General features: G+C 64.6%; 19 protein-coding genes, 1 other RNA gene and 1 pseudogene. 10 read left to right on the plus strand and 11 right to left on the minus strand.

All coding sequences use genetic code 11. The features are described 5' to 3' along the window. The first annotated feature begins 9 nt into the window (after window positions 1-9). Window positions 10-349: RNase P RNA component class A (gene rnpB, locus CLU88_RS18740), an RNA gene on the plus strand. Between the two features lie 494 nt (window positions 350-843). On the opposite strand, the gene CLU88_RS18745 is transcribed toward rnpB, so the two are convergent. The 5 genes from CLU88_RS18745 to CLU88_RS18765 all read right to left on the minus strand — a co-directional run bounded on the left by CLU88_RS18745 (window position 844) and on the right by CLU88_RS18765 (window position 7,082). Further along, a complete protein-coding gene (locus CLU88_RS18745) occupies window positions 844-1,509 on the minus strand; it encodes a peptidoglycan recognition family protein (protein ID WP_099657893.1) in 666 nt (221 codons plus the stop codon). A gap of 333 nt (window positions 1,510-1,842) precedes the next feature. Further along, window positions 1,843-3,093 carry a M48 family metallopeptidase gene (locus CLU88_RS18750; protein ID WP_099657894.1) on the minus strand — a complete coding sequence of 417 codons (1,251 nt, stop codon included), beginning with the start codon at window positions 3,091-3,093 and terminating at the stop codon, window positions 1,843-1,845. A gap of 1 nt (window position 3,094) precedes the next feature. Continuing rightward, complete coding sequence (locus CLU88_RS18755; RefSeq protein WP_099657895.1) at window positions 3,095-4,363, minus strand: YjgN family protein; 1,269 nt, start codon at window positions 4,361-4,363, stop codon at window positions 3,095-3,097. A gap of 193 nt (window positions 4,364-4,556) precedes the next feature. Further along, window positions 4,557-5,360, minus strand: coding sequence for an rRNA pseudouridine synthase (locus CLU88_RS18760; protein ID WP_099657896.1), 804 nt, complete (start codon window positions 5,358-5,360; stop codon window positions 4,557-4,559). A 42-nt stretch (window positions 5,361-5,402) separates the two neighbouring features. Next, complete coding sequence (locus tag CLU88_RS18765) at window positions 5,403-7,082, minus strand: MBL fold metallo-hydrolase (RefSeq protein ID WP_099657897.1); 1,680 nt, start codon at window positions 7,080-7,082, stop codon at window positions 5,403-5,405. 194 nt (window positions 7,083-7,276) lie between these two features. On the opposite strand from CLU88_RS18765, the gene CLU88_RS18770 reads away from it, so the two are divergent. Beyond that, window positions 7,277-8,293: a Bug family tripartite tricarboxylate transporter substrate binding protein gene (locus CLU88_RS18770; protein WP_369827669.1), complete on the plus strand. Its 1,017-nt coding sequence runs from the start codon at window positions 7,277-7,279 to the stop codon at window positions 8,291-8,293. Between the two features lie 85 nt (window positions 8,294-8,378). On the opposite strand, the gene CLU88_RS18775 is transcribed toward CLU88_RS18770, so the two are convergent. Next, the gene (locus CLU88_RS18775) at window positions 8,379-9,581 is read right to left on the minus strand and encodes an MFS transporter (protein WP_099657899.1); all 1,203 of its coding nucleotides are present in this window, start codon (window positions 9,579-9,581) and stop codon (window positions 8,379-8,381) included. 137 nt (window positions 9,582-9,718) lie between these two features. Here CLU88_RS18775 and CLU88_RS18780 point away from each other — a divergent pair, with 137 nt between their 5' ends. Further along, on the plus strand, window positions 9,719-10,603 hold the full coding sequence (locus CLU88_RS18780) for a LysR substrate-binding domain-containing protein (protein ID WP_099657900.1): 885 nt from the start codon (window positions 9,719-9,721) through the stop codon (window positions 10,601-10,603). A 16-nt stretch (window positions 10,604-10,619) separates the two neighbouring features. Here CLU88_RS18780 and CLU88_RS22875 read toward each other — a convergent pair whose 3' ends face one another. Both CLU88_RS22875 and CLU88_RS18785 read right to left on the minus strand, forming a co-directional pair. Then, window positions 10,620-10,817 (minus strand): hypothetical protein, encoded by a 198-nt coding sequence (locus tag CLU88_RS22875; protein ID WP_143226048.1) that lies wholly within the window; start codon window positions 10,815-10,817, stop codon window positions 10,620-10,622. 126 nt (window positions 10,818-10,943) lie between these two features. Then, window positions 10,944-11,660 carry a glutathione S-transferase N-terminal domain-containing protein gene (locus CLU88_RS18785; RefSeq protein ID WP_099657901.1) on the minus strand — a complete coding sequence of 239 codons (717 nt, stop codon included), beginning with the start codon at window positions 11,658-11,660 and terminating at the stop codon, window positions 10,944-10,946. A gap of 131 nt (window positions 11,661-11,791) precedes the next feature. On the opposite strand from CLU88_RS18785, the gene dapF reads away from it, so the two are divergent. The 4 genes from dapF (at window position 11,792) to lepB (ending at window position 15,416) form a co-directional block, all read left to right on the plus strand. Beyond that, on the plus strand, window positions 11,792-12,670 hold the full coding sequence (gene dapF / locus CLU88_RS18790) for a diaminopimelate epimerase (protein WP_099659001.1): 879 nt from the start codon (window positions 11,792-11,794) through the stop codon (window positions 12,668-12,670). After that, a complete protein-coding gene (locus CLU88_RS18795; protein WP_099657902.1) occupies window positions 12,667-13,362 on the plus strand; it encodes a DUF484 family protein in 696 nt (231 codons plus the stop codon). The genes dapF and CLU88_RS18795 overlap by 4 nt, the downstream gene beginning before the upstream one ends. Window positions 13,363-13,523: 161 nt before the next feature. Further along, window positions 13,524-14,501, plus strand: coding sequence for a tyrosine recombinase XerC (locus tag CLU88_RS18800; protein WP_099657903.1), 978 nt, complete (start codon window positions 13,524-13,526; stop codon window positions 14,499-14,501). A gap of 246 nt (window positions 14,502-14,747) precedes the next feature. Beyond that, window positions 14,748-15,416: a signal peptidase I gene (gene lepB, locus CLU88_RS18805; protein ID WP_199173476.1), complete on the plus strand. Its 669-nt coding sequence runs from the start codon at window positions 14,748-14,750 to the stop codon at window positions 15,414-15,416. Between the two features lie 18 nt (window positions 15,417-15,434). On the opposite strand, the gene CLU88_RS18810 is transcribed toward lepB, so the two are convergent. The 3 genes and pseudogenes from CLU88_RS18810 to CLU88_RS18820 all read right to left on the minus strand — a co-directional run bounded on the left by CLU88_RS18810 (window position 15,435) and on the right by CLU88_RS18820 (window position 18,245). Continuing rightward, the gene (locus CLU88_RS18810) at window positions 15,435-15,983 is read right to left on the minus strand and encodes a DUF2799 domain-containing protein (protein WP_099657904.1); all 549 of its coding nucleotides are present in this window, start codon (window positions 15,981-15,983) and stop codon (window positions 15,435-15,437) included. 76 nt (window positions 15,984-16,059) lie between these two features. Next, window positions 16,060-17,631 (minus strand): annotated as a pseudogene (locus tag CLU88_RS23465) (methyl-accepting chemotaxis protein). A 92-nt stretch (window positions 17,632-17,723) separates the two neighbouring features. Continuing rightward, window positions 17,724-18,245: a chemotaxis protein CheW gene (locus CLU88_RS18820; RefSeq protein ID WP_099657905.1), complete on the minus strand. Its 522-nt coding sequence runs from the start codon at window positions 18,243-18,245 to the stop codon at window positions 17,724-17,726. A gap of 151 nt (window positions 18,246-18,396) precedes the next feature. On the opposite strand from CLU88_RS18820, the gene CLU88_RS18825 reads away from it, so the two are divergent. The 3 genes from CLU88_RS18825 (at window position 18,397) to dksA (ending at window position 21,834) form a co-directional block, all read left to right on the plus strand. Continuing rightward, window positions 18,397-19,632, plus strand: coding sequence for a class I SAM-dependent rRNA methyltransferase (locus CLU88_RS18825; protein WP_099657906.1), 1,236 nt, complete (start codon window positions 18,397-18,399; stop codon window positions 19,630-19,632). A gap of 151 nt (window positions 19,633-19,783) precedes the next feature. Then, window positions 19,784-20,866 carry a GTP-binding protein gene (locus CLU88_RS18830; RefSeq protein ID WP_099659003.1) on the plus strand — a complete coding sequence of 361 codons (1,083 nt, stop codon included), beginning with the start codon at window positions 19,784-19,786 and terminating at the stop codon, window positions 20,864-20,866. 191 nt (window positions 20,867-21,057) lie between these two features. After that, entirely contained in the window at window positions 21,058-21,834 is a 777-nt protein-coding gene (dksA, locus tag CLU88_RS18835) for an RNA polymerase-binding protein DksA (protein WP_099657907.1), read from the plus strand. Window positions 21,835-21,895: the final 61 nt, after the last annotated feature.

Here is a 21,895-nt window from a genome sequence, read left to right on the forward strand (position 1 = left end):
CCACGCCGTGAAGCGCGCCAGACCGCCGCTGGTGCAATCTGGGAAACCAGGCACTGGAGGAACGTCCGGACTGCACAGGACAGCGTAGCAGCTAACGGCTGCCCACTGTGAGGTGAGGATCAGAGCAACAGAGACGAGTCCCGGGGGAGTGCCGCAAGGTAGACCACTGGGGGTGAAACGGGCAATCTCTACGCGCAGCAATACCAAGTAGGCCAACGTTGATGTGGTTCCGCAGAGTTGGCGGGTAGGTAGCACCGAGCCGTGGTGGCGACACCCGGCCCAGATTAATGGCGGTCACACTGCGGGCAACCGTGGTGCACAGAATCCGGCTTATCGGCGCGCTTCACACTTTATTGAAAAGGGCTGGTGCATACAGGTGCACCAGCCCTTTATCTTGGCTGTGTGCTCGATCACTTCGCTGCTTACGCGTTGATTGCTGCCCGCACATTGGTCGTGGGGAGGTGCTAAGGCAGGCAGCAGGCGGTGAGCGGGACATGCCTTACTGCTCGCGCGCGAAGTGACGGACTCGGCCATCTGCCCAAGTGATGGTCCCTGTCCCCAACACGTCGAGCTGCCAGCGTAGCTGGCGTCTACCTCGTGCGTCTATCGCGAAGCCTTCTGCATAGCAACCGGCCCAGTCACGTTGCGCGAAACCTTCTTCAGGTACCCGCTGGGCTTCGTGCAAAAAATACGCTCTCAACTCGGCTTCGCTAAAGCGGGGCGCGTCACAGTGGTTGCGCGCGCTTTCTTTCACTGCAAAACTTTGTACCCAGTGTAGCTTTGGTGGTTGCGCCATTGCTGATGCACAGGCCGCACAAGACAAGAGGGCGATCAGTAGCGCCCTCATTGAAACACCAAACTCTTAGCCTCGTCGGCCTGTTTGTAAGAGATATCGGAGTGACGGTAAACGTCCGTTTGCAAGTCCAGCTGGTAGTGATGGCTCAGTGCTTGAGTGAGCCATTGCAGGGATTCGGTTTGCTCCGCTGTGGGGCGTTCGAACAGCTTTGTTTTGGAGTCGAATTTTCCGACCACTTCAATGGCCACCGAGTCACCGTTGGTCGGATATCGATCGGGGTAGGCCTTGGCCTGCTCACGGTTGTTGAGCGTTTTGACTTTAGCGCCGTAACTCGCATGGGATTGCATGAGCGTATCGATCGCTGTCTGTTCTTCTTTGCCGCAGGTCTGACTGTCATCGCATCGGGATCGAATTTTGCCGACGCTGTACACGCTTTGGTCTAGACGTGCAGTCTGGTAGATGGTGCCATCTTTCTCAATGTAAAAGTGCGCACCGATTCCATCGGCTTTGGCGTGGTCTAGGTTCATGGTGCTGCTGTCGGTTTGGTGCAGGACGATGGCATCGACCTTGGTCATCGCGCCGTGTTCCAGTGCCGCCACGCGTTTGTCCACCACGCGCGGATCGGCGATAAAGCCGTCTTTGATGATCAAACCTTCGCTTGCCGCGTTGCCCCCCGGCACTGTTCCCGAACTGGTAAGCGCATTCACGTTCATTGGTGATCCTCCTGAAGTTTATGGGGTCAAAAGTCAGGTGGCAGTGTGCCTATTGAGGGCGCGTGAGGCTATATGTGCGATTACTAGTGGGGCGTTTGTACTGCTGTTGGCAGTGTTTTGTGGGGCCGCATTTCTCGCGCCATTGGGTACGCCGCTATTGCTTGGCCTATTCACGTTCCTAAACGAATGAGAGGTGAGCAGCGCAGGGAGGTGTTTGATGCTGGCCTACCGAGGCGCACCGGGTGCTGTATGAGGGTGGGCAGCATAACCCCTACGAGACGGCGCTACAGCAGGCCGCAGGACGTGCGGCAGCCCATCTTTAAAGTCCGTGCTTTACCGCGGGCAATGCGGCGCGTGCCCTTGCTCCAGCTCGGTGGCGCGTTGCACGGTGTCGGGGTGGCTGCTCAGCAAAGACCACACCGGATGCGCTTGTGCCTTGGCTTGGACAGGGGCCTTGGGGGCAGGCTGTGGTGCACTGGCGGGCGCGCTACCCGCTTCGGCGGGTTGGGGCGCGGGGGATGGGTTCTGATTGGCCGATGCTGTGGTCTCGCCGGGCTTTCGCTTCTTGTCCTCGGCTTCGTCTTCACGTGCAATCGCCAGCAGCAGCTTGCCCATGGGGGCGGTGGGCAAGGCCGCATGCCCCATCAGGGCGATGGCGTAGCAGTCGGCCTCGCGCTCGTGGTTGCGGCTGTAGGCGCGGCCGGTCAGCACTGTGGCGCCGGTGGACACCACTGCGGACACGTCGCCCAGCGCCAGCCCCAGGCCCATGTTCAGCACGCCTTGCTCCACCACCATGCGCATGCCGTGGCGGTGCACCACGTGGCCGATTTCGTGGGCCAGCACGCCCACCAGCGCGTCGTCGCTGATGCCTTTGTCGGCCGCCACTTTGACGATGTCGTCCGTCATCACCACTTTGCCGCCGGGCAGGGCAAAGGCGTTGGCTGGCATGCCCGAGCGGAACTCCAGCTTCAGTTGCGGCTGGTACCCGGGGTAGCGCCGCAATCCGGCTGGGGTTTGCTGCACCAGGGCGTCAAAGCGTGCCGTGAGCTGCGCCTGGCGCTCTGCAGGCAGTTTGCTGGGTTTGAGGTATCCGCCGTCCATGCGCTGCAGCACGTTGTCAGACAGGCGGGTTTCCCAGCCCAGCGGTACAAAGCGTGTCAGCTGCGTGGCCGCCCACGGGGTTCCATAGCGGTAAAACAGCCCCAGGCCGATGGCCGAGACTGCCATCACCACCAGCAGCAAGGGCCAGCGCGTTTGCATGCGCTGGGCCACGCTGGGGCGGGCGCCGGCGGCGGCCAGGGCCGCGTACCACTGGGTGACGGCGTCCACTTCCAGGCTGCCGCGCTCGCGCAGGTCCACCACCACGCGGGGCTGGGGGCGGCGCTCGCTCCAGGCTTCGGGCCAGTCGACCTGGTCGTGGGTGAACACCGCAGCGGGCGCCCCGGGCTCTGACAGCAGATGCAGCGCCAGCGAGGGGCCCTTGGTGCCGGGTTGCACCGCCACCGTGACGGGGCGGGGCTTGCTGCTCAGGCCGTCAAACCAGCGGCCCGCCAGCAGGGTGGGCGCACGCAGGGGTTTGTCCATGTCAGCCGATCAGGTCCAGCCCGGCGGCATCGGCCAGGGCATCGCCCAGCCCGCCTTCTTGCTGGCGCACCAGCGCGCCTGCCACTTGGTCGGCGCCGCCCTTGATGTGCAGCGTGACCGATTCCAGCTTCATGCGGTACTCGCTGACCCGCGCAAAGGGGCGGTAAAAGCCCAGCGTCAGCAACGTCAGCACCATGTTTTTGAGGCGCAGGCGCACAAAGCGGCCGGCGCGCAGGTTGCACTTGAAGCGGGCAATCTGGCTCACGCCGATGTTGTTCCACAGCAGCTGGAACATGCGGGCCTCGCGGTAGGCGCGCGCTGGGGCCGATGCAAGCAGCAGCAGGAAGAAGAATGCGATGACGCCCACGATGGCAATCAGGATGATCCACAGGATGTTGCCCTTGCTGCCCTGGCCCATCATCAGCATGGCGATGGAGCCGCCCATCAGCGCTGCCGTGACGGCCCAGACAAGCAATGCACACAGAATGAACACGGCCACCGTGGCCAGCCACACCTTCACAAAATCCATGTACACCGGCTTCCAGCGGCCATGCTCGGCGCCCAGGCGGGCGCGCAGCACCAGCAGGCTTTTGTAGTTGTATTCCAGCCGGATGAAGCACAGGATGGACAGGATCAAGCCCAGCACCAGCAAGCCGCCCATGGCGGGCGTGAATTCCGGGCGAATCTTGGGGCTGCCTTTGACGGCCGGTTCGTCCAGCATCTGGGCCAGCTCGGGCGACAGCATCTGCATGCCAAAGAACACGCCAAACCACACCAGTGCCAGGGCAAACACGGGCCAGCTGGCCAGGTACACCTCTTTCCAGCTGGCGGAAAACTGCAGCCGCAGGCCGCGCCAGCGCGTAGCGCCCAGGCGAAAGCGCATGGCACTGGCCCAGATGTAGGGGGCCAGCACTGCGCCGCCCAGCAACATCAACGCCACGGCCAGGTCCTGGCCTGTGTTGGCCGCCAGCTTGTAGGCGATGGACAAGAGCACCAGCAGCACAAAGCCCATGACCATCTTGCGCTGCTGCGCAGTGAATTCGAGCGGGCTGTTGGCCACCATGCTGTGGCCATAGAAATACATGGCGGTGCGGCGGCGCGCCCAGGGTGTGTAAAAGCCCAGCGTGACGATGCCCAGCAGCACGTTCACGATCCAGACGCGGAAGTACTCACCGCCGCTGCCCGTGAACTCCATCGGGTAGGCCTCAATGTTCTGAGACATAAAGACAGACGGCTGCTCTTGCGCAGCGTCTTTGGGGTTCTGGTTCATTCGCTCCCTCCTATGGTCGGCGCAGTTTAGCAGCGGCCGGGGGCAGGCGATTATTCAGAAAAAATGGCCTCTAGCGCGCATTCAATCAGCGCGAGAAGCTATGCATTTAATAGCGTTCGGGCTGGTCGACGGGGGGCCTGCGTGGGTTTCATGGGCACGGTCTCGCCCCATCGCTGGCTGGCGCACGGTGCGTTTAGAACTTCTCCCACGGCTGCAGGTAGCGCCACTGGCCCTCGGGCACCTTGGCCAGTGGCACACGGCCGATGCGGATGCGCTTGAGGGCCACCACGCGCAGGCCCACGGCTTCGCACATGGCCGGAATCTGCCCAGGACGGATGCCCTTCAAGGCAAAGCGCAGCTTGGTCTCGTTTTGCCAGCTCACCTTGATGGGGGGCAACGGCCGGCCGTTGAACGACAGGCCATGGCACAGGCGCTGCAGGCCATTGGCAGCGATCTCGCCCGCTACTTCGACGATGCATTCCTGCTCCAGCGATTCAATGTCCTCGGCCAGCTTGCGCGCGATGCGTTTGTCCTGCGTGTAGACCACCAGCCCGCTGGCTTCGGTGGGCAGGGGTGTAAAGCATTCGAGTTGCTTGAAGTGGCGCTGCAGCACGCGGATGCCGCTGGCGTCCTCGCTCAGGTGCGAGGCACTGCCCAGCAGCGACATGGCCTGTGCGGCGCCCTGGCTGCGGCTGCTGTGCGCCGTGTGGCCGTGGGCAGCGCCGCCCGGGGCTGGCTGGCCTAGGCCCGCTTCAAAGCCCGCAGGCTTGTGCAGCAGCAGCGTCACGGGGGTCAACTCCAGCAGACTGGCGTCTGGGGCCACCACCACGGTCTGGGCGGGGCGCACGCGGGCGCCGGGGGCTTCTTCCACCTGGCCGTCCACGCTCACAAAGCCGCCTTCGACGAATTGCTCGGCCGTGCTGCGCGAGCAGCTTAGTTGCTCGGCCACGCGTTTGGCCAGGCGGATGTGGGTGAGGTCGGGGTTGTGTGCGGTCATGAAAGCAAGGCTCGTTGTTCTTGTGAAGGGGGCAAAAGTCGATCAGTGGTTGCCCGGCGGCAGGGTGCGGATGCGCTCAACGTGGGCGAGCAGCGAGCGCTGGGCCACGGGCCACATGCGCGGGGGCACATCGTTGTAGGCATGGCGCACCCAGTCTTCGGGCGTGCCATCGGGCAGCGCCTGCATGGCGGCCAGCACCTTGGCTTCTCGGGCCAGGCGGTGGCCGCGCAGGTGGGCGATGGCACCCCGTGCATTGTCCAGCACATAGCCGTGGGCGGGCAGGATGAACTCAACGCCCCGCTCGGCGCACAGGGCATCGAGCCGGTCCAGGGACTCCAGGTAGTCGGCCATGTTGCCGTCGGGCGGGTCAATCACCGTGGTGCTGCCGTTGAGGATGTGGTCGCCGCTGAACAGCAGGCCGTCTTCCACCAGCAGCAGGCACACATGGTTGGCGGCATGGCCCGGGGTGTGCACCACTTGCAGGGTATGGGTGATTTGGCCTTCTAGCGCTTGTCCAGTCAGCGCAAGCAGCTCATTATTTTGTAGCGGCCTGTCGGGTGCGAACTGGCTGGCCACCCGTGCGGTGGGGGCCGATGGCAGGCCCAGGATGGGCGGCTTGCGGCGGCCTGCGCGCTCGCACAGGGCCTGCAGCGGGGCCGCGCCGGGCGAGTGGTCGGGGTGCGAATGGGTGCACACGATCATGCGGATATCGCCACTGGCTGCGCGCCAGAGTTCTTCCAGGTGTTCCGGGTCGGCCGGTCCGGGGTCGATGGCGATGAAGCCGGTGCCCGGCTCGCCCACCAGGTAGCTGTTGGTGCCGGGCCCGGTCATCACGCCCGAGTTGGGGGCGGTCAGGCGCTGCACGTTTTTGAGCAGCGGCACCGGGCGCTCGGTTTGCCAGTCCAGCGGGTGCACCACCTGGCCGTCGGGGCAGACCAGGGCCAGCTCGCCAAAGGGGGCATCGCCCTCCATGTAGCGCGCCTCTTTGCCGCCCAGCAGGCCCGCACGGGGGCAACTCGTCCACAGCGGTTGCTCGTGCGCCAGCGCGGCCAGCACGGCGTGGGTGTTGGCAAAGCGGGCCAGCCGTTGCAGCGTGCGGATCGTGGGGAAGATCATGAAGAACTGCCCCGCCTCGTGCCGCGCCAGCGCGTCGGCCGGGCGCACCCACACGGGCTCAAACTGCTCGGCCTCGTCGGCCACGGGCTCTTGCCCCTCGGGCATGCGGGCCACGAGGAAGGGCACGGCAAAGCGCTTGGGCAGGTCGCGGTCGGCCGTCCAGTGGGCCAGCTGGAACACGCTGTCGGTCGCCAGCCGCAGGCCGCGCGCGGTGCACTGCGCGGCAAACGGGGCGTGGCGGTCCAGCGCGGCAATGTCTTGCGCATCGGCCATCTGGCCTTTGCGTGGGCCGTCGGCATGGCGGGCCAGCAGCACGCCCAGCTCTTCAAAGCTTTCGCGGATGGCGGCGATGGCCTGGGTCAGGTGCTCGTCGCTTTGCGTGGGGCGGCGGTCGGCGGCGGTGTGCGATTGCGCATCCAGTGGGTCGATGCCCCCGCCCGGAAACACATAGGCCCCGGGCGCAAAGCTGGCCTTGCCAGAGCGGCGGGTCATCAGGACTTCCAGGTCGCCGCCGGGTGACGCATCGCGCAGCAGCAGCACGGTGGCGGCATGCAGGGGGCGCACGGGTTCGCGGTGGGGATGCAGGTGTTGGCTGGTGCGGGGCATGGGGCCATTATCGGCACTTGGGCTGCGTGGCCCTGGATCGTTGGCGAGTGTAGTAGCGAGCCCTTTGGCCGTGCGGCAAGGGTGGCGCATGGAGGTGGCATTGAGATGTTTTGGCAATAAACACAAGCGCCCTGCGTCTGAGTGAAATTCGACAATGGCCAGCTTGTCTCTTTTGCCCGGAAATGGTGCTCTCTATGTCTCTCTCATCCACTGCCCGCCGCACGCTCTGTGGGGCTGCAGCCCTTGGGTCGCTGGCCCTGTTGTCACCCGCACTGCGCGCCCAGGCGCCTGCCAAGGCCGATTGGCCCACCCAGCCCGTCACGCTCATCATGGGCTTCCCTGCGGGCTCGGGCATTGACGTGGTGGGCCGTGCCATCCAGGAGCCTCTGGCCAAGCTGCTGGGCCAGCCGGTGGTGATCGATTACAAGAGCGGCGCGGCGGGCAACATTGCGAGTGAATACGTCGCCCGCGCCAAGCCCGATGGGTACACGCTGGTGTTTGGCACGGCCGCTACCCACGGCAGCAACGCGGCGTTGTATAAAAAGCTGTCCTTTGATGTGGAGGCCGACTTTGTGCCCGTGGCGCCCATCATCGACGTGTCGAATGTGCTGATGGTGAACCCCGACGTGGTGCCCGCCAAAAACATCCGTGAGTTTGTGGACCTGGTGAAGGCGAACCCCGGTAAATACGCCTTTGCCTCCACCGGCCACGGCGCAGGTACGCACATGGCGTTTGCCGAATTCAATGCCCGCACGGGGCTGGACATGCTGCACGTTCCTTACAAAGGGGGGCCAGAAGCCATCACCTCGGTGCTGCGCGGCGAGACCTGCTGCATCATGAACCAGGTGCAAACCGCCCTGGCCCACTACAAGGCGGGCAAGGTGCGCTTGCTTGGGGTGACCACCGCCCAGCGCGTGCCCGCCGTGAGCGAGGTGCCCACCATTGCCGACAGCGGTGTGCCCGGCACCAAGGGGTTTGACAGCTCCATCTGGTTTGGCGTGTTTGCCCCCAAGGGCACCGACGCCCGCGTGGTCGGGCGTTTGAACAGCGCCTTGCGCACCGTGCTGGAAACCCCCGAGGTCAAGGCACGGCTGGAATCCGCAGGCAATGCCGTGCGCGTGGAGTCCCCCGAGCAGTTCAAGGCCACCGTGCACGCCAACCGCCTGAAGTGGGCCGAGGTGGTGAAGGCGGCCAATATCTCCATTGAGTAGGACGCCCGAAGCCGCAGGGCGCTGGTTTCGCTTGGGTCGCAAGGCCTGCAAAGGTGCCTGACCGTGGGCGTGGTGAGGTCGGTCGTCAATGCCCCACAGGCACGGCCCCACCGCCCCGCACCGGTATCCCACTGCGCGTGTCCAGCACCCCGCTGTAATGCGTCAACCCCAGCGACACCAGCACCACCACCGCCCCAATCCACGGCGTATGCATCAACCCCAGATGCGTCACGATCAACCCCCCGCCCCACGCAGCCCCCGCAATCCCCAGATTGAACGCCGCAATGTTCAGCCCCGACGCCACATCCACCGCCTGGGGTGTGAAGCGCTCCGCCTGCTTGACCACATAGACCTGCAACCCCGGCACATTGCCGAACGCCACGGCACCCCACAGCAACACAGTGACCAAAGCCAGCCAGGAGTAGGGCGCCGTGAACTGCAGCAACAACAGCACGGCGGCCAGCAGCGCAAAGATGATGCGCAGCGCCGGGATGGGCCCCAGCCGGTCGGCCAGGCGGCCGCCCCAGAGGTTGCCCACGGCCACCGACACGCCGTACACCAGCATCACCCACCCCACGGCGCCCGCGCTGAAGCCCGAGATGTCTGTGAGGATGGGTGCGAGAAAAGTGAAGGGGATGAAGGTGCCGCCATAGCCGACGGCCGTCTTGGCGTACACCAGCAGCAGGCGCGGCTCGGCCAGCACTCGGGCCTGTTGCAGCAGTGACGCCGGCGGCGTGTGCGCAATGCCGCGCGGCACGAACCACGCGCTGCCGATGAAGGCCACCACGCCCAGCGCCGCCACGGCCAGGAAGGTCTCGCGCCAGCCAAAATGCTGGCCGATGAAGGTGCCCAGCGGCACGCCGGTGACCAGCGCCACGGTGAGGCCGGTGAACATGATGGCAATGGCGCTGGCGGCCTTCTCGCGCGGCACGAGGCCGGTGGCGATGGTCGAGCCGATCGAGAAGAAAACGCCGTGCGCCAGGCCGGTGAGGATGCGCGCGGCCACCAGCGTCTCGTAGCTCGGGGCCTGCCAGGCCAGCAGGTTGCCGGCGGTGAACAGCGCCATCAGCGACAGCAGCAGCGCCTTGCGCGGCACGCGGCCGGTGAGGGCGGTGAGCACCGGGGCACCCACGGCGACGCCCAGGGCGTACAGGCTGACCAGCAGGCCCGCAGACGGGATGCTGATCGCCAAGTCGGCTGCCACGGTGGGTAGCAGGCCCACGATCACGAACTCGGTCGTGCCGATGGCGAATGCGCTGAGCGTCAGCGCGAGCAAGGCAATGGGCATGGAAGAACACTCCTGGTAGGCAATGGGTGAATGCCTGGAGTGTGGGCGCTTGTCCTTTGCAGAAAAAGACGGTGATCAGCAGAAGATACTTGCTGCCAAATCAATAATGGCGGGTTGTCTGAACCGAGGCGCATCCCATGAAAACCACGCTCGAAGAACTGCAGGCCTTTGTCGCCGTCGTGGACGGCGGCTCCATCACCGCGGCCGCCGACCGCCTGGACCAGACGGTCTCGGGCATCAGCCGGGCGTTGGCGCGGCTGGAGAAAAAGCTCGACACCACACTGCTGCGCCGCACCACCCGACGTACCGAACTCACGGAGGAGGGCCAGGCCTTTCTGCAGCGCACGCGCGCCATCCTCGCGTCCATCGAAGACGCCGAAGAGCACATGGCCGCGCGCCGCCAGCAGCCCGCGGGGCGGTTGCGCGTGAATGCGGCCACGCCGTTCATGCTGCACTCTGTCGTGCCGCTGGTGCCGGCGTTTCGCAGTGCCTACCCGCAGATCACGTTGGAGCTCGACACGGACGAGGGCTACATCGACCTGCTGGAGCGGCGCACCGACGTGGCGATCCGCATCGGCCAGCTGCAGGACTCGACCCTGCACGCGCGCCCCCTGTGCACCACCCGCCTGCGGGTGCTGGCCAGCCCCGAGTACCTGGCGCGCGCGGGCAGGCCCAAGAGCGTGGCGGATCTGGCGGGGCACACGTTGCTGGGCTTCAACCAGCCCGAATCGCTCAACCGCTGGCCGCTGCGGGGCGCGCATGGGGACCAGTGGCCCATCGTGCCCAGCCTCACCGCGTCGAGCGGCGAAACGCTGCGCCAGCTGGCGCTCGCGCATGTGGGGCTGGTGTGCCTGTCGGACTTCATGACCGCGGGCGACCGCGACGTCGGCCGCCTGGTGCAGGTGCTGGCGCGCGACACGGTGGAGGTGCGCCAGCCCATCAACGCGGTGTACTACCGCAACACGCAGCTGGCCGCGCGCATCGCGTGCTTTCTCGACTTTCTGCAGGAGCGCATGGGCTGAGGCCCCCGCTGAGCCATCAACGCAGCGCGCGCAATTGCTGCAGGCGCTGCAGCACGGCGTCGATCACCGTGTTGGCGCCTTCCAGGTCGCAGCTCCACAGCATTTCCAGCAGCTCAATCAACGCAATGGCGTTGTTTTCCACCAAGGCCGCCTGGGCTGCGGCCTGGAGGTTGCGTGCCTCCAGATCATTCAAAACTTCGACCGTTAAACCCATGGGGCACTCCCTTTGTTATGTGGGTTTGATGGTAGGCGCTGGTATTGATGCTGGTCACGGCGCGGGCATGATCGAGATCAAAGGCGCGCCAGAAACTGCGGCCCTTGGGCGGTTGCAGACAGGTGCTCAGCCCCGGGGCGGAACGTTCAGCCCCTTGGCCACTGCTGGACGCGCGACGAAGGCGGCCAGCACGCGCTGTACTTCGGGGAAAGCGTCAAACCCCACCAGTTCGCCCGCTTCGTAAAAGCCCACCAGGTTGCGCACCCAGGGCCATATCGCGATGTCGGCGATGGTGTAGGTGTCGCCCATGATCCATTGGCGAGCGGCCATGCGCTGGTTGAGCACGCCCAGCAAGCGCCTGGATTCGTTCACGTAGCGGTCGCGTGGGCGCTTGTCTTCGTAGTCCTTGCCCGCAAACTTGTGGAAGAAACCGAGCTGCCCAAACATGGGGCCCACGCCGCCCATCTGGAACATGACCCACTGCAGGGTTTCGTAGCGCCCGGCGGCGTCGGCGGGCAGCAGCTGGCCCGTCTTTTCGGCCAGGTACACAAGGATGGCGCCGGACTCGAACAGCGCCAGGGGCTGGCCGCTGGGGCCGTTCGGGTCGAGGATGGCGGGGATCTTGTTGTTCGGGTTCAGCGACAGGAACTCGGGTGACATCTGGTCATTGGTCTCGAAGCTCACCAGGTGCGCTTCGTACGGCAGACCCAGCTCTTCCAGGGCGATGGACACCTTCACGCCGTTGGGCGTGGGCAGCGAGTACAGCTGCAGGCGGTCAGGGTGCTTGGCGGGCCACTTGCGGGTGATGGGGAAATGGGAGAGGGCGCTGGCGTGGTCGGGCATGGTGCTCCTTGGGGGTGTGAACGGTTGAAACACCCACCAGCCTAAACCGTCGTACACATCGTTGTGCCATCAGGGTTTTGTGACCTTGATGGCCTGCTGCAGTGCTGGCGGGCAGCGACGATAATCCGCAGATGCAGATTCGCTTTACCAAAATGCAGGGCGCTGGCAACGACTTTGTCGTGCTGGACGAAACCCAGGGCCGACTGGGGCTCACGGCCACGCAATACCGCTACCTGGCCGACCGCCACTTTGGCGTGGGGGCCGATCAAATCCTCACCGTGCGGCCCTCGCCCGCAGAGGGCATCGACTTTGAATACGTGATCCACAACGCCGACGGCGGCGAGGTGGAGCAGTGTGGCAACGGCTCGCGCTGCTTTGCCCGCTATGTGCGCGACAAGGGCCTGACGGACAAGGACACCATCCGCGTGCAAACGCTCAGCGGCGTCATCGCTCCCCGCCTCACGCCCGATGGCCGCGTCACCGTGGACATGGGCCGCCCGGTGCTGGAGCCCGCCCGCGTGCCCTTTGACACCGCTGGCCTGCAGCCGGTGGCGCAAGGTTCAGGGCAAAAATGGCCTCTAGCGCTCGATGTACCAGCGCAACCAGCTACTGTTTTGGTAGCGGTTGTGTCCATGGGCAATCCGCATGCGGTGCAGCTGGTCGATGATGTGGACACCGCCCCCGTGGCCATCTGGGGCCCGCTGGTCGAGCGGCATGTGCGCTTTCCGCAGCGCGTGAACGCGGGCTTTTTGCAGGTGGAGAGCCGCACCCATGTGCGCCTGCGCGTGTTTGAGCGTGGCACGGGCGAGACGCTGGCCTGCGGCACCGGCGCCTGCGCGGCCGTGGCCGCGGGCATTCGCCTGGGGCTGCTCGACAACGAAGTGCATGTGGACATGCGCGGCGGCCGCCTCACCATCGCCTGGAGCGGCCAGGAGACGGACACCCTTTACATGACGGGCCCGGCCACCACCGTGTTCGAAGGCCAGATCGATATTCCTGACACCCTATGAGCAGCACCCACATCCCCCCGATCACCGAAGAAGACATCGCCAACTTTCTGACCAACACGCCTGGCTTCTTTGAACGCCATGCCGAAGTGTTGGCCAGCGTGCAGATCACCAGCCCCCACGGCCAGCGCGCCGTGAGCCTGCAAGAGCGCCAGGCCGAGATGCTGCGCGAGAAGATCAAGGGGCTGGAGCACCGCATCATGGACATGGTGCGCAACAGCAACGACAACACCGCCATTGCCACCAAGGTGCACCAGTGGACCAGCGCCCTGCTGCGCGTGAAAGACCCGTTTGACCTGCCCGAGGCGGTGGTCAGCGGCATCCGCACCCTGTTCGATGTGCCCCAGGCCACGGTGCGCGTCTGGACGGTGGCAGGCCCTTACATCGACGCCGACTTCACCCAAGGCGCCAGCGAGGACGCGCGGGCGTTTGCCTCGTCGCTGACCATGCCGTTTTGCGGCCCCAACCTGGGCTTTGAGCCTGCGGGCTGGCTGGCGCAGGACGCGGGCGGTGAGCCCGCCCAGTCCCTGGCCTTGCTGCCGCTGCGCGAAGGCGCCATCGACAGCGCCACCCCCGCGTTTGGCCTGCTGGTGCTGGGATCGCAAGACCCGCAGCGCTTTGATGCCACCATGGGCACGGAATTCCTCTCGCGCATTGCGGAGCTGGCCAGCGCGGCGCTGGTGCGGTTGAAGTAACGTGAGATGCCCCCCTGAGGCGCTGCGCGCCTTCCCCCGAGGGGGACGACGCCCTTGCTGCGGGGCGGCCCTTGCTTGGCGTCCCTGGCCTGGGCCGCGCCGGTTGCGGCGACCTGGGGCCTTGGCTGCAGTGTCTGCCCTGTTGAACGCGGGTTGAGCCCATGTCTGAGGTGCCGTCGGCCGCAGCGTTACCCCCCGATCCGCAGGTTCTGCGCTATCTGGAGCATGTGCGGGTAGAGAAACGGCTGGCGGCGCGCACGCTCACGCTGTACACACTGGACCTGGAAAAGCTCGCACAGTTTGCGGAGGGGGTGAAGACGCCGCTGCTGCTGCTGACCAGCGCGCACATTCGCCGGTTTGTGGCGCAGATGCACAGCGGTGGGCGCAGTGGGCGGGGCATTGCGCTCATCCTCTCGGGCTGGCGTGGGTTTTACACCTGGGCGGGGCGGCAGGGGCTGGTGGCGCACAACCCCGTGCAGGACGTGCGCGCACCCAAAGCCCCCAAGCCGCTGCCCAAGGCCCTGGGTGTGGACGACGCGGTGCGCCTGGCCGATTACGAAAACACCGGGGCCGACCCGTGGCTGGAAGCGCGCGATGCCGCCATGGTTGAGCTGCTGTACGGCTGTGGCCTGCGTGTGGGCGAGCTGGTGGGGCTGGACGCCGTGGCCAGCCCGCAAGCCCAGCGCGAAGGCCGTGGCTGGGTCGATTTGCAGGCGGGCGAAGCCCATGTGTTTGGCAAAGGCAGCAAGCGCCGCAGCGTGCCCGTGGGGCGGGCCGCGGTGCAGGCTTTGCAGGCTTGGCTGGCCTTGCGGGCGCAGCCGTTTGGGGCCTCCTCAGCCCGGCTCGATGGGGCCTTGTTCGTGGGGCAGCGCGGCAAGCGGCTCACAGCCCAATCCGTGTGGCTGCGACTGCGCCAGCGCAGTCAGTTGGCGGGGCTCACCACCCCGGTGCACCCGCACATGCTGCGCCACTCGTTTGCCAGCCATGTGCTGCAGTCCAGCAGCGATCTGCGGGCGGTGCAGGAGCTGCTGGGGCACGCCAACATCACCACCACGCAGGTGTACACGCGGCTGGATTTTCAGCACCTGGCCAAGGTGTATGACGCGGCCCACCCCCGGGCTAAAAAGAAATCCCCCTGAGCGGCTGCGCCGCTTCCCCCAAGGGGGACGCACCTGGTGGCCTGGCGGAGCCAGTTCCACGGGTGCGCTGGTTTGGCCGCGCGCGCTGCTGCCCATGCGCCCATATGCCTGGCTGATGGCTCTGATATGACCGCCGTGGGACGGTGCTGAGCGATGTTTCCAAATAGCCCAGGCACGGGAACCAAGAGGCGAGCCGAGGCATCCGAGCAGAGGGGCGCCCGCTGTGGGGGCCGTGGAGCTGTTGACATGCTGCGGAACTGGATCAAGTCAAACCGTGGGTTCCTCGTGCTGTTGTTGTGCTTTGGCATCTTTCGCACAGCCGTGGCCGACTGGAACCCTATCCCCTCGGGCTCCATGCGGCCGACGTTGTTGGAGGGCGACGTGGTGTTCGTGAATCGGCTGGCGTATGACGTCAAGCTGCCGCTGACGGACGTGGTGCTGCTGCCGTTGGGTGAGCCGCAGCGTGGCGATGTGGTGACCTTTACGTCGCCGCAAGACGGCACGCGCCTCATCAAGCGCATCGCCGCTGTGCCGGGCGACCGCGTGGAGATGCGCAACGAGGTGCTTTACATCAACGGCCAGGCCGCCCAATACGACGCACCCGAGGTGGTGCAAGAGGCCGTGGGTGTGGGCGCTACGGTGCAGGCCACGCGCTGGACGGAGCGCTTGGGCGGGCACGAGCGGCGCGTGCAGTGGTTGCATGGCGTGCCCGCACGCAGCACGTTTGATGCCATTGAGGTGCCTGCAGGCCAATACCTCATGTTGGGCGACAACCGAGACGACAGCGTGGATTCACGCTACATCGGCCTGGTCCCGCGCCACCTGCTGATTGGGCAGGCACGCCGCGTGCTGGTGTCGGCAGACATCCTGGGGCATTGGGCGCCCCGGCTGCAGCGCATTGGCCTGCCGTTGTAGCGCACTGCGCGGCTGTGCTCAGCGTGGTGCCATGCGTTCTTGGTCGGCCAGCAGGCGGCGCAGGCGCGATTGTTCAAAGTCCAGGTAGCGCAGGCGGTCACGGGTCTCTCCGCGCTGTTTGTCGCTCAGGTTTTTGTCCTGCAAACGCTTTTCCAGCCGCCGAATCTCGCTGTCGTTGCTGTTGAGTGATTGCTGGGTGCGGTGCACCTGCAGCCCTGCGCCCAAAGCCATGGCAAAGGCCCCTTCGCCCGGGCGCCCACGGCAGGCGTCTTGTTTGCTGGTGTTGCCTTGGGTGCCCTCACGCCAGCCACTGTGAGGCGTGCAAAAGCGCGGAATCCCCGCTTCCCAGCCCGCCCTGTAGCGCTCGGCATCGGGGCGCACGCCCACTTCGGCGCAGTCTTTGGCGTAGTCGGCCAGCTGGCTGCGCGGGGGCTCGCCGTGGCTGCCATCCTCCAGCCCCACCTGGTACCAGTCGGCCACTTTGCATTGCTCGGGGCTCATGCTGGTGCAGCCTGCCAGCGTGGCGGCGACCGCACTGGCGGCGAGGATGGGTAGGATTTTTTTCATGGGCAAAATCCTACCGGCCACCTTACCTGCCCGCCAGTGAAATTTGGCGCGCGGGGCTGTGTGCCCCGCCTTCTGTTCAGCGCGCCCCGATCAGGGCGTGGTTTGCGCTGGGGAGCTTGAAGCTCGATACCGTTTCCACCAGGCCCCGTGCCTGGGCATTGAGCCCCGCGGCGGCTGCGGCCATTTGTTCGACCAGGGCCGCGTTTTGCTGGGTGGCCTGGTCCATCTGGGTGACGGCTTCATTGACTTGGTCCACACCCTGGCTCTGTTCGGAGCTGGCTGCGCTGATTTCGCCCACGATGTCGGTGACCCTTTTGATCGCGCCCACCACCTCGCCCATGGTTTGACCGGCACGGTCTACCAGCGCTGTGCCAGCCTCCACGCGCTCCACGCTGGTGCCGATCAGGCTTTTGATTTCGCGGGCAGCTTCTGCGGATCGCCCCGCCAGGTTGCGGACTTCACTGGCCACCACGGCAAAGCCGCGCCCTTGTTCCCCCGCGCGGGCGGCTTCCACCGCTGCATTCAAGGCCAGGATGTTGGTCTGGAAGGCAATGGAATCGATGACCCCAATGATGTCGCTGATCTTCTTGCTGCTCTCGTTGATGCCCTTCATCGTTTTAACGACCTCGGCCACCACGTCACCCCCCTGGACTGCCACTGCCGATGCACTTTGCGCCATCTGGTTGGCCTGGCGCGAGTTGTCTGCGTTCATGCGGACGGTGGAGTTCAGCTCTTCCATTGACGCCGCTGTTTCCTCCAGGGCACTGGCCTGCCGCTCGGTGCGCGCTGAGAGATCGTCGTTGCCCTGTGCAATTTCGCCAGAGGCCGCGGACACGCTGGCTGCGCCGTGGTGCACGGCGCTCACCAGTGTCACCAGGGAGCTTTGCATGCTCTTGAAGCCGTGCAGCAACTGTGCCGTCTCGTTGGTGCCCCGCGCTTCGATGTGCTGGGTCAGGTCGCCCTGGGCGATTGCGTCAGAGAAGGCAATGGCGCGGCGCAGCGGCTGGGCGATGGAGCGAATGACCAGGTACCCAAATACCAGGGCGAGCGCAATGCTGATGAACAGCGAAGCGATCAGGCCAAAGGCCATGCTCTAATAGAGCGCATCTGATTGGTCATATTCTGTTTTGGCAATGTCCAGTTGCACTTGCACCAGCTTGCCCAGAACGTCCTGCAAGGGGTCCAGGGCCGGATACATCTCTTTGGCGGCATACGCGGTCAGCGCGGTCATGTCCGCCGATTTCAAAATCTTCTCCAGGTTGGCCACCGCTGTGTCTGCGGTCGATTGCAGGCTCCTGAATTTCGCCACCAACTGCACTTCTTGCGCAACCAACTCTGTCGCAAGGTAGGCGCTCCATTGCTCTTGAATGTCCTTGCGTGCTTGCGCCACGGACTGCAGGCCTTGCGCGGGTGTCATCGCGCCATCGCGCACCTTGTGGGCGGTGTCGACGATGTTGATCGCGTAGGCATCGGAGACCAGTTTGATTTGTTTGAGGGGAACAACACGGTCTTGGTAGACGGTGTCGAGCCCCTGATTGGCCCGTTGCATGCCCAGCAGGCCCGCGGTGCCGATCACCGCAGTCAAAAGGCACAGCGCTGCAAGCAGCAAGGCCAGACGGGTCGAAATTCGGATGTTATCGAGGTTCATGGCAGTGCCTTTTTCCAAGGGGCTAAGCGGTTGGTCGAGTCAAGCAAGTTGGAGGCCATGCCGTTGTTTGGGCTTGGCTCCGGGCCGTGGTATCACTGCAGCGATTCGCCTTGCGCGGCCATCACCGAGTCCTGCAGAAATTTCTCGATGTCCAGCAAGATGAGCATGCGGTCGTCCACCGACCCAATGGCCAGCAGGTGTTCTGGGTCGAAGTTCGAGTCGAGTGCGGGCACGGGGCGCAGTTGCGAGGGCTCCAGCGTCAGCACGTCCGAGACGCCGTCCACCACCACGCCGATCACACGCTGGCCGATGTTCAGCACGATCACGACGGTGAGGTGGTTGTACTGAACCTCGGCCACACCCAGCTTGATGCGCAGGTCAATGATGGGAACGATCACGCCGCGCAGGTTCACCACGCCCTTGAGGTGCTCGGGCGCATTGGCAATGGTGGTGGGCTTTTCGTACGAGCGGATTTCCTGCACCCGCAGGATGTCCACGCCGTATTCCTCGTTGGCAATCTTGAAAGCCAGGAATTCCCGAATCTGGGTCAGCGCCCCGGTGCCACTGGAGGACGCTGAGAAGGAGGAGGGCGTGGCGGTTGCGGCGTTGATCATCGGATGCTCCGGCTTAAATGATAAAAATGTGAATCAAATTTTATCAATGAGATAGTTGCGTGTCAATTTTGGCAATTTTTATTTCAACGTGAGCTCATCCGCTAGGGGGCGGGCGTTTTGTGCAGGGGATGGCTGCCTGCACAATCCAGGGATGAAAACGATCCGACTCAAGCAAGGCAAGGAGCGCTCGCTGCAGCGCCGCCACCCGTGGATATTTGACTCTGCCATCGCCAAAGGCGGTGGCGACAGTGGCGAGACGGTGCGCGTGGAGTCGCACGAGGGGCAATTTTTGGGCTGGGCGGCGTTCAGCCCCAACTCGCGCATCCGGGCGCGGGTGTGGAGCTTTGACGAGACGCAGCGCATTGATGCTTCTTTTTTCATAGCTGCTTGCGCTCGTTCTATAAGCGCTAGAGCACGATTTGATGTGAAAAGCGATGGCGTGCGGCTGGTGCACGGTGAGTCCGACGGGCTGCCAGGCCTGATCGTGGACCGCTATGGCGACACGCTGGTGGCCCAGTTCACCAGTGCGGGCACCGAGCGCTGGAAGGCGGTGCTGGCCGATGCCTTGTTGCAGGCCACGGGGCTGAGCAAGCTCTATGAACGATCGGACGCCAACGTGCGCCAACTGGAAGGGCTGGAGCCTGCCACAGGCTGGCTGCGGGGTGGGCCTGCGGCAGGGCAGCCCGAGCCGCCGCTGGAGCTGACCATCCACGAGCACGACTGGCGCCTGACGCTGAACATTGCCGAGGGCCACAAAACCGGCTTTTACCTGGACCAGCGCGACAGCCGCAAGCGCTTTGCCGACTGTGTGCAGCGCTTGAACCTGCGCAAGGTGCTGAACTGCTTTTGCTACACCGGCGGCTTCAGCGTGGCCGCGCTGGCGGGCATGCGGGCGGCCGAGCAGGCGGGCGGGCAGGGCGGTGGCGAGGTGACTTCCATCGATTCATCCGGCCCCGCGCTGGAGCGGGCCCGCGCCCATGTGCTGCTCAATGGCTTTGACGTGGCGCAGGCCCGGTTCATGGATGCCGATGTGAATGCATCGCTGCGCCAGTTTTTGAAAGACGGTGTGCGCTTTGACGCCATCGTGCTGGACCCGCCCAAGTTTGCGCCCACTGCGGCGCACGCTGAGCGTGCGGCGCGGGCCTACAAAGACATCAACCGCCTGGCGCTGCAATTGTTGGATCCGGGCGGTGTGCTGTTCACTTTCTCCTGCTCGGGCGGTATCAGTGCCGATCTGTTCCACAAGATCGTGGCTTCCGCCGGGGCCGATGCGGGGGTTGACGGCTACATCACCGAACGCCTGGGGGGCGCACCTGACCACCCGATGACATTGGAGTTTCCTGAAGGGGAATACCTCAAGGGCCTGGTGGTGATGCGCAAGGGCTGAGGCTGCGCACTCCCAGCGCATTTTTTCGCGCCGGGGGGGCTTGACACGATCGATACACTGGAAAAATCCGGTTTCAACCCGATCTGCGGGCTCGGTTGCCCAACGGGCGGGGGCTTTCACCCCTGCCCTATTTCATTTGAAAGAGATTCCCATGGCACTCATTCCAGTCACCATCCTCACGGGCTTTTTGGGCTCGGGTAAAACCACCTTGCTCAAGCGTGTCTTGAGCGAGGCCCATGGCCAGAAGATCGCAGTGATCGAAAACGAGTTTGGCGAAGAAAACATCGACAACGACATCCTGGTGACGGACTCGAAAGAGCAGATCGTGCAGATGAGCAACGGCTGCATCTGCTGCACCATCCGCGAAGACCTGCGCGAAACCCTGCAACTGCTGGCCGCCAAGAAGCGCAAGGGCCTGCTGGACTTTGAGCGCATCGTGATCGAGACCACCGGCCTGGCCGACCCTGGCCCCGTGGCACAAACGTTCTTTATGGACGAAGAGATTGCCGAGACCTACCTGATCGACTCCATCATCACCCTGGTGGATGCCAAGCACGCGGCGCAGCAGCTCAACGACCGCCAGGAGGCACGCCGCCAGGTGGGCTTTGCCGACCAGATTTTTCTGTCCAAGACCGACCTGGTGAGCGCCCAGGACGTGGATGCGCTGACGCATCGCCTCAAGCACATGAACCCGCGTGCGCCCATCAAGGCGGTGCATTTTGGCGAGGTGCCGATCAAGGAGGTGCTGGACCTGCGGGGCTTCAATCTCAACGCCAAGCTGGACATCGACCCTGACTTTCTCAAAGAAGAGGACGACCACAGCCACGGCGACCATGACCATGCGCATGAGGGGCATGAGCACCACGACCATGCTCCCGGCGAGGCGTGCAACCACCCCTCGCACCAGCACGGCCATGGCCACCACCATCACCACGATGACGACGTCAAGAGCTTTGTCTACCGCTCCGATCGCCCGTTTGACCCCGCCAAGCTCGAAGACTTCCTGGGTGCCATCGTCAACATTTATGGCCCGCGCATGCTGCGCTACAAAGGGGTCTTGAATATGAAGGGCACTGAGCGTAAGGTGATCTTCCAGGGTGTGCACCAGCTTATGGGCAGCGACCTGGGGCCGCAGTGGGCCGAGGGCGAAGCCCGGTTGAGCAAGATGGTGTTCATCGGCATCGATCTGCCGCAGGACATCTTCCGCCAGGGGCTGGACCAGAGCCTGGTGTGAGCCAGGCTTGAGCCTGTGGCGAGCGCCTTTTCCCCTTGGGGAAAGACCTCGGTGTGTTGTATCTGCAACGTTTTCGTTTGCAGCGGCGCAGGTCGATACAATCGCGCCCCGGTAAAACCCCGGAAGGCTTGCCATCCGTCCCAGGCTGCACTTGCAGCCGGGGCCTGCCCGTATTGCGAGGAGACCAGGAAGTGAAAGCCGAAACCAGCAAACCCAAGGCGGCAACCAAAGCGTCTGCACCCGCGGCCAAGGCCGCTGCTGCCCCGGCACCAGCCAAGGCCATCAAGGCTGCTGCTTCCTCCAAGGTCGCAGCAGCCACTCCCGTGGCGCCTGCGGCGGTGCCCGCGCCGGCAGACCCGCAGGTGCCTCTGCGCACCACCCGGCCTTCTTCGCGTTTGGCCCAATTGACCGTACCATCCATGGCCCAGGCAGTGGCATCGACCGCTGCCAAAGCCAGTTACCAACACACCATGCCCACGACCGCGCCAGTGCACCCCACCTTCACCGCTGCAAAAAAAGACCCCAAGCTTGCCAACAACTGGAAAGCCAAGACGGCCCAAGAGCTGACAGATGCTGAAGTGCTGGCCATGCCTGACAGCGAATACATGAACGACAAGCAGATGGCGTTTTTCCGCCTGAAGCTGGTGCAGCTCAAGCAAGACATCCATAACAGCGCCGGTGAAACCACCGAGCACCTGCGTGAAGACACCGTGGTGGTGCCTGACCCTGCCGACCGCGCCACCATCGAAGAAGAACACGCGCTGGAGCTGCGCACCCGCGACCGCGAACGCAAGCTGCTCAAGAAGATTGAGCAGTCCATTGCCCGCATCGACGCTGGCGATTACGGCTACTGCGACGAAACGGGTGAGCCCATTGGTGTGGGCCGCTTGATCGCCCGCCCCACGGCCACGCTGTCGCTGGAAGCCCAGCAGCGCCGTGAACTCAAGCAGAAGATGTTTGGGGACTGAGCTTGCGTGAAAACCCCCGCCATGCCCGCTTGGACACGCGGGGTTCATTCACACCCTCCAA

The organism is Acidovorax sp. 56 (genome assembly GCF_002749705.1).
Classification (GTDB): Bacteria; Pseudomonadota; Gammaproteobacteria; order Burkholderiales; family Burkholderiaceae_C; genus Acidovorax.

Excerpts from the sequence above, each read along its gene's own strand:
- CLU88_RS18760 (WP_099657896.1), bottom strand. The coding sequence starts at position 5,360 with ATGACCGCACACAACCCCGACCTCACCCACATCCGCCTGGCCAAACGC.
- CLU88_RS18780 (WP_099657900.1), top strand. The coding sequence starts at position 9,719 with ATGAAAACCACGCTCGAAGAACTGCAGGCCTTTGTCGCCGTCGTGGAC.
- CLU88_RS18825 (WP_099657906.1), top strand. The coding sequence starts at position 18,397 with ATGAAAACGATCCGACTCAAGCAAGGCAAGGAGCGCTCGCTGCAGCGC.
- CLU88_RS18795 (WP_099657902.1), top strand. The coding sequence starts at position 12,667 with ATGAGCAGCACCCACATCCCCCCGATCACCGAAGAAGACATCGCCAAC.
- CLU88_RS18820 (WP_099657905.1), bottom strand. The coding sequence starts at position 18,245 with ATGATCAACGCCGCAACCGCCACGCCCTCCTCCTTCTCAGCGTCCTCC.
- CLU88_RS18830 (WP_099659003.1), top strand. The coding sequence starts at position 19,784 with ATGGCACTCATTCCAGTCACCATCCTCACGGGCTTTTTGGGCTCGGGT.
- CLU88_RS18785 (WP_099657901.1), bottom strand. The coding sequence starts at position 11,660 with ATGCCCGACCACGCCAGCGCCCTCTCCCATTTCCCCATCACCCGCAAG.
- dapF (WP_099659001.1), top strand. The coding sequence starts at position 11,792 with ATGCAGATTCGCTTTACCAAAATGCAGGGCGCTGGCAACGACTTTGTC.
- CLU88_RS22875 (WP_143226048.1), bottom strand. The coding sequence starts at position 10,817 with ATGGGTTTAACGGTCGAAGTTTTGAATGATCTGGAGGCACGCAACCTC.
- CLU88_RS18810 (WP_099657904.1), bottom strand. The coding sequence starts at position 15,983 with ATGAAAAAAATCCTACCCATCCTCGCCGCCAGTGCGGTCGCCGCCACG.
- CLU88_RS18745 (WP_099657893.1), bottom strand. The coding sequence starts at position 1,509 with ATGAACGTGAATGCGCTTACCAGTTCGGGAACAGTGCCGGGGGGCAAC.
- CLU88_RS18770 (WP_369827669.1), top strand. The coding sequence starts at position 7,277 with ATGTCTCTCTCATCCACTGCCCGCCGCACGCTCTGTGGGGCTGCAGCC.
- CLU88_RS18800 (WP_099657903.1), top strand. The coding sequence starts at position 13,524 with ATGTCTGAGGTGCCGTCGGCCGCAGCGTTACCCCCCGATCCGCAGGTT.
- CLU88_RS18765 (WP_099657897.1), bottom strand. The coding sequence starts at position 7,082 with ATGCCCCGCACCAGCCAACACCTGCATCCCCACCGCGAACCCGTGCGC.
- CLU88_RS18775 (WP_099657899.1), bottom strand. The coding sequence starts at position 9,581 with ATGCCCATTGCCTTGCTCGCGCTGACGCTCAGCGCATTCGCCATCGGC.
- CLU88_RS18750 (WP_099657894.1), bottom strand. The coding sequence starts at position 3,093 with ATGGACAAACCCCTGCGTGCGCCCACCCTGCTGGCGGGCCGCTGGTTT.
- lepB (WP_199173476.1), top strand. The coding sequence starts at position 14,748 with ATGCTGCGGAACTGGATCAAGTCAAACCGTGGGTTCCTCGTGCTGTTG.
- CLU88_RS18755 (WP_099657895.1), bottom strand. The coding sequence starts at position 4,363 with ATGAACCAGAACCCCAAAGACGCTGCGCAAGAGCAGCCGTCTGTCTTT.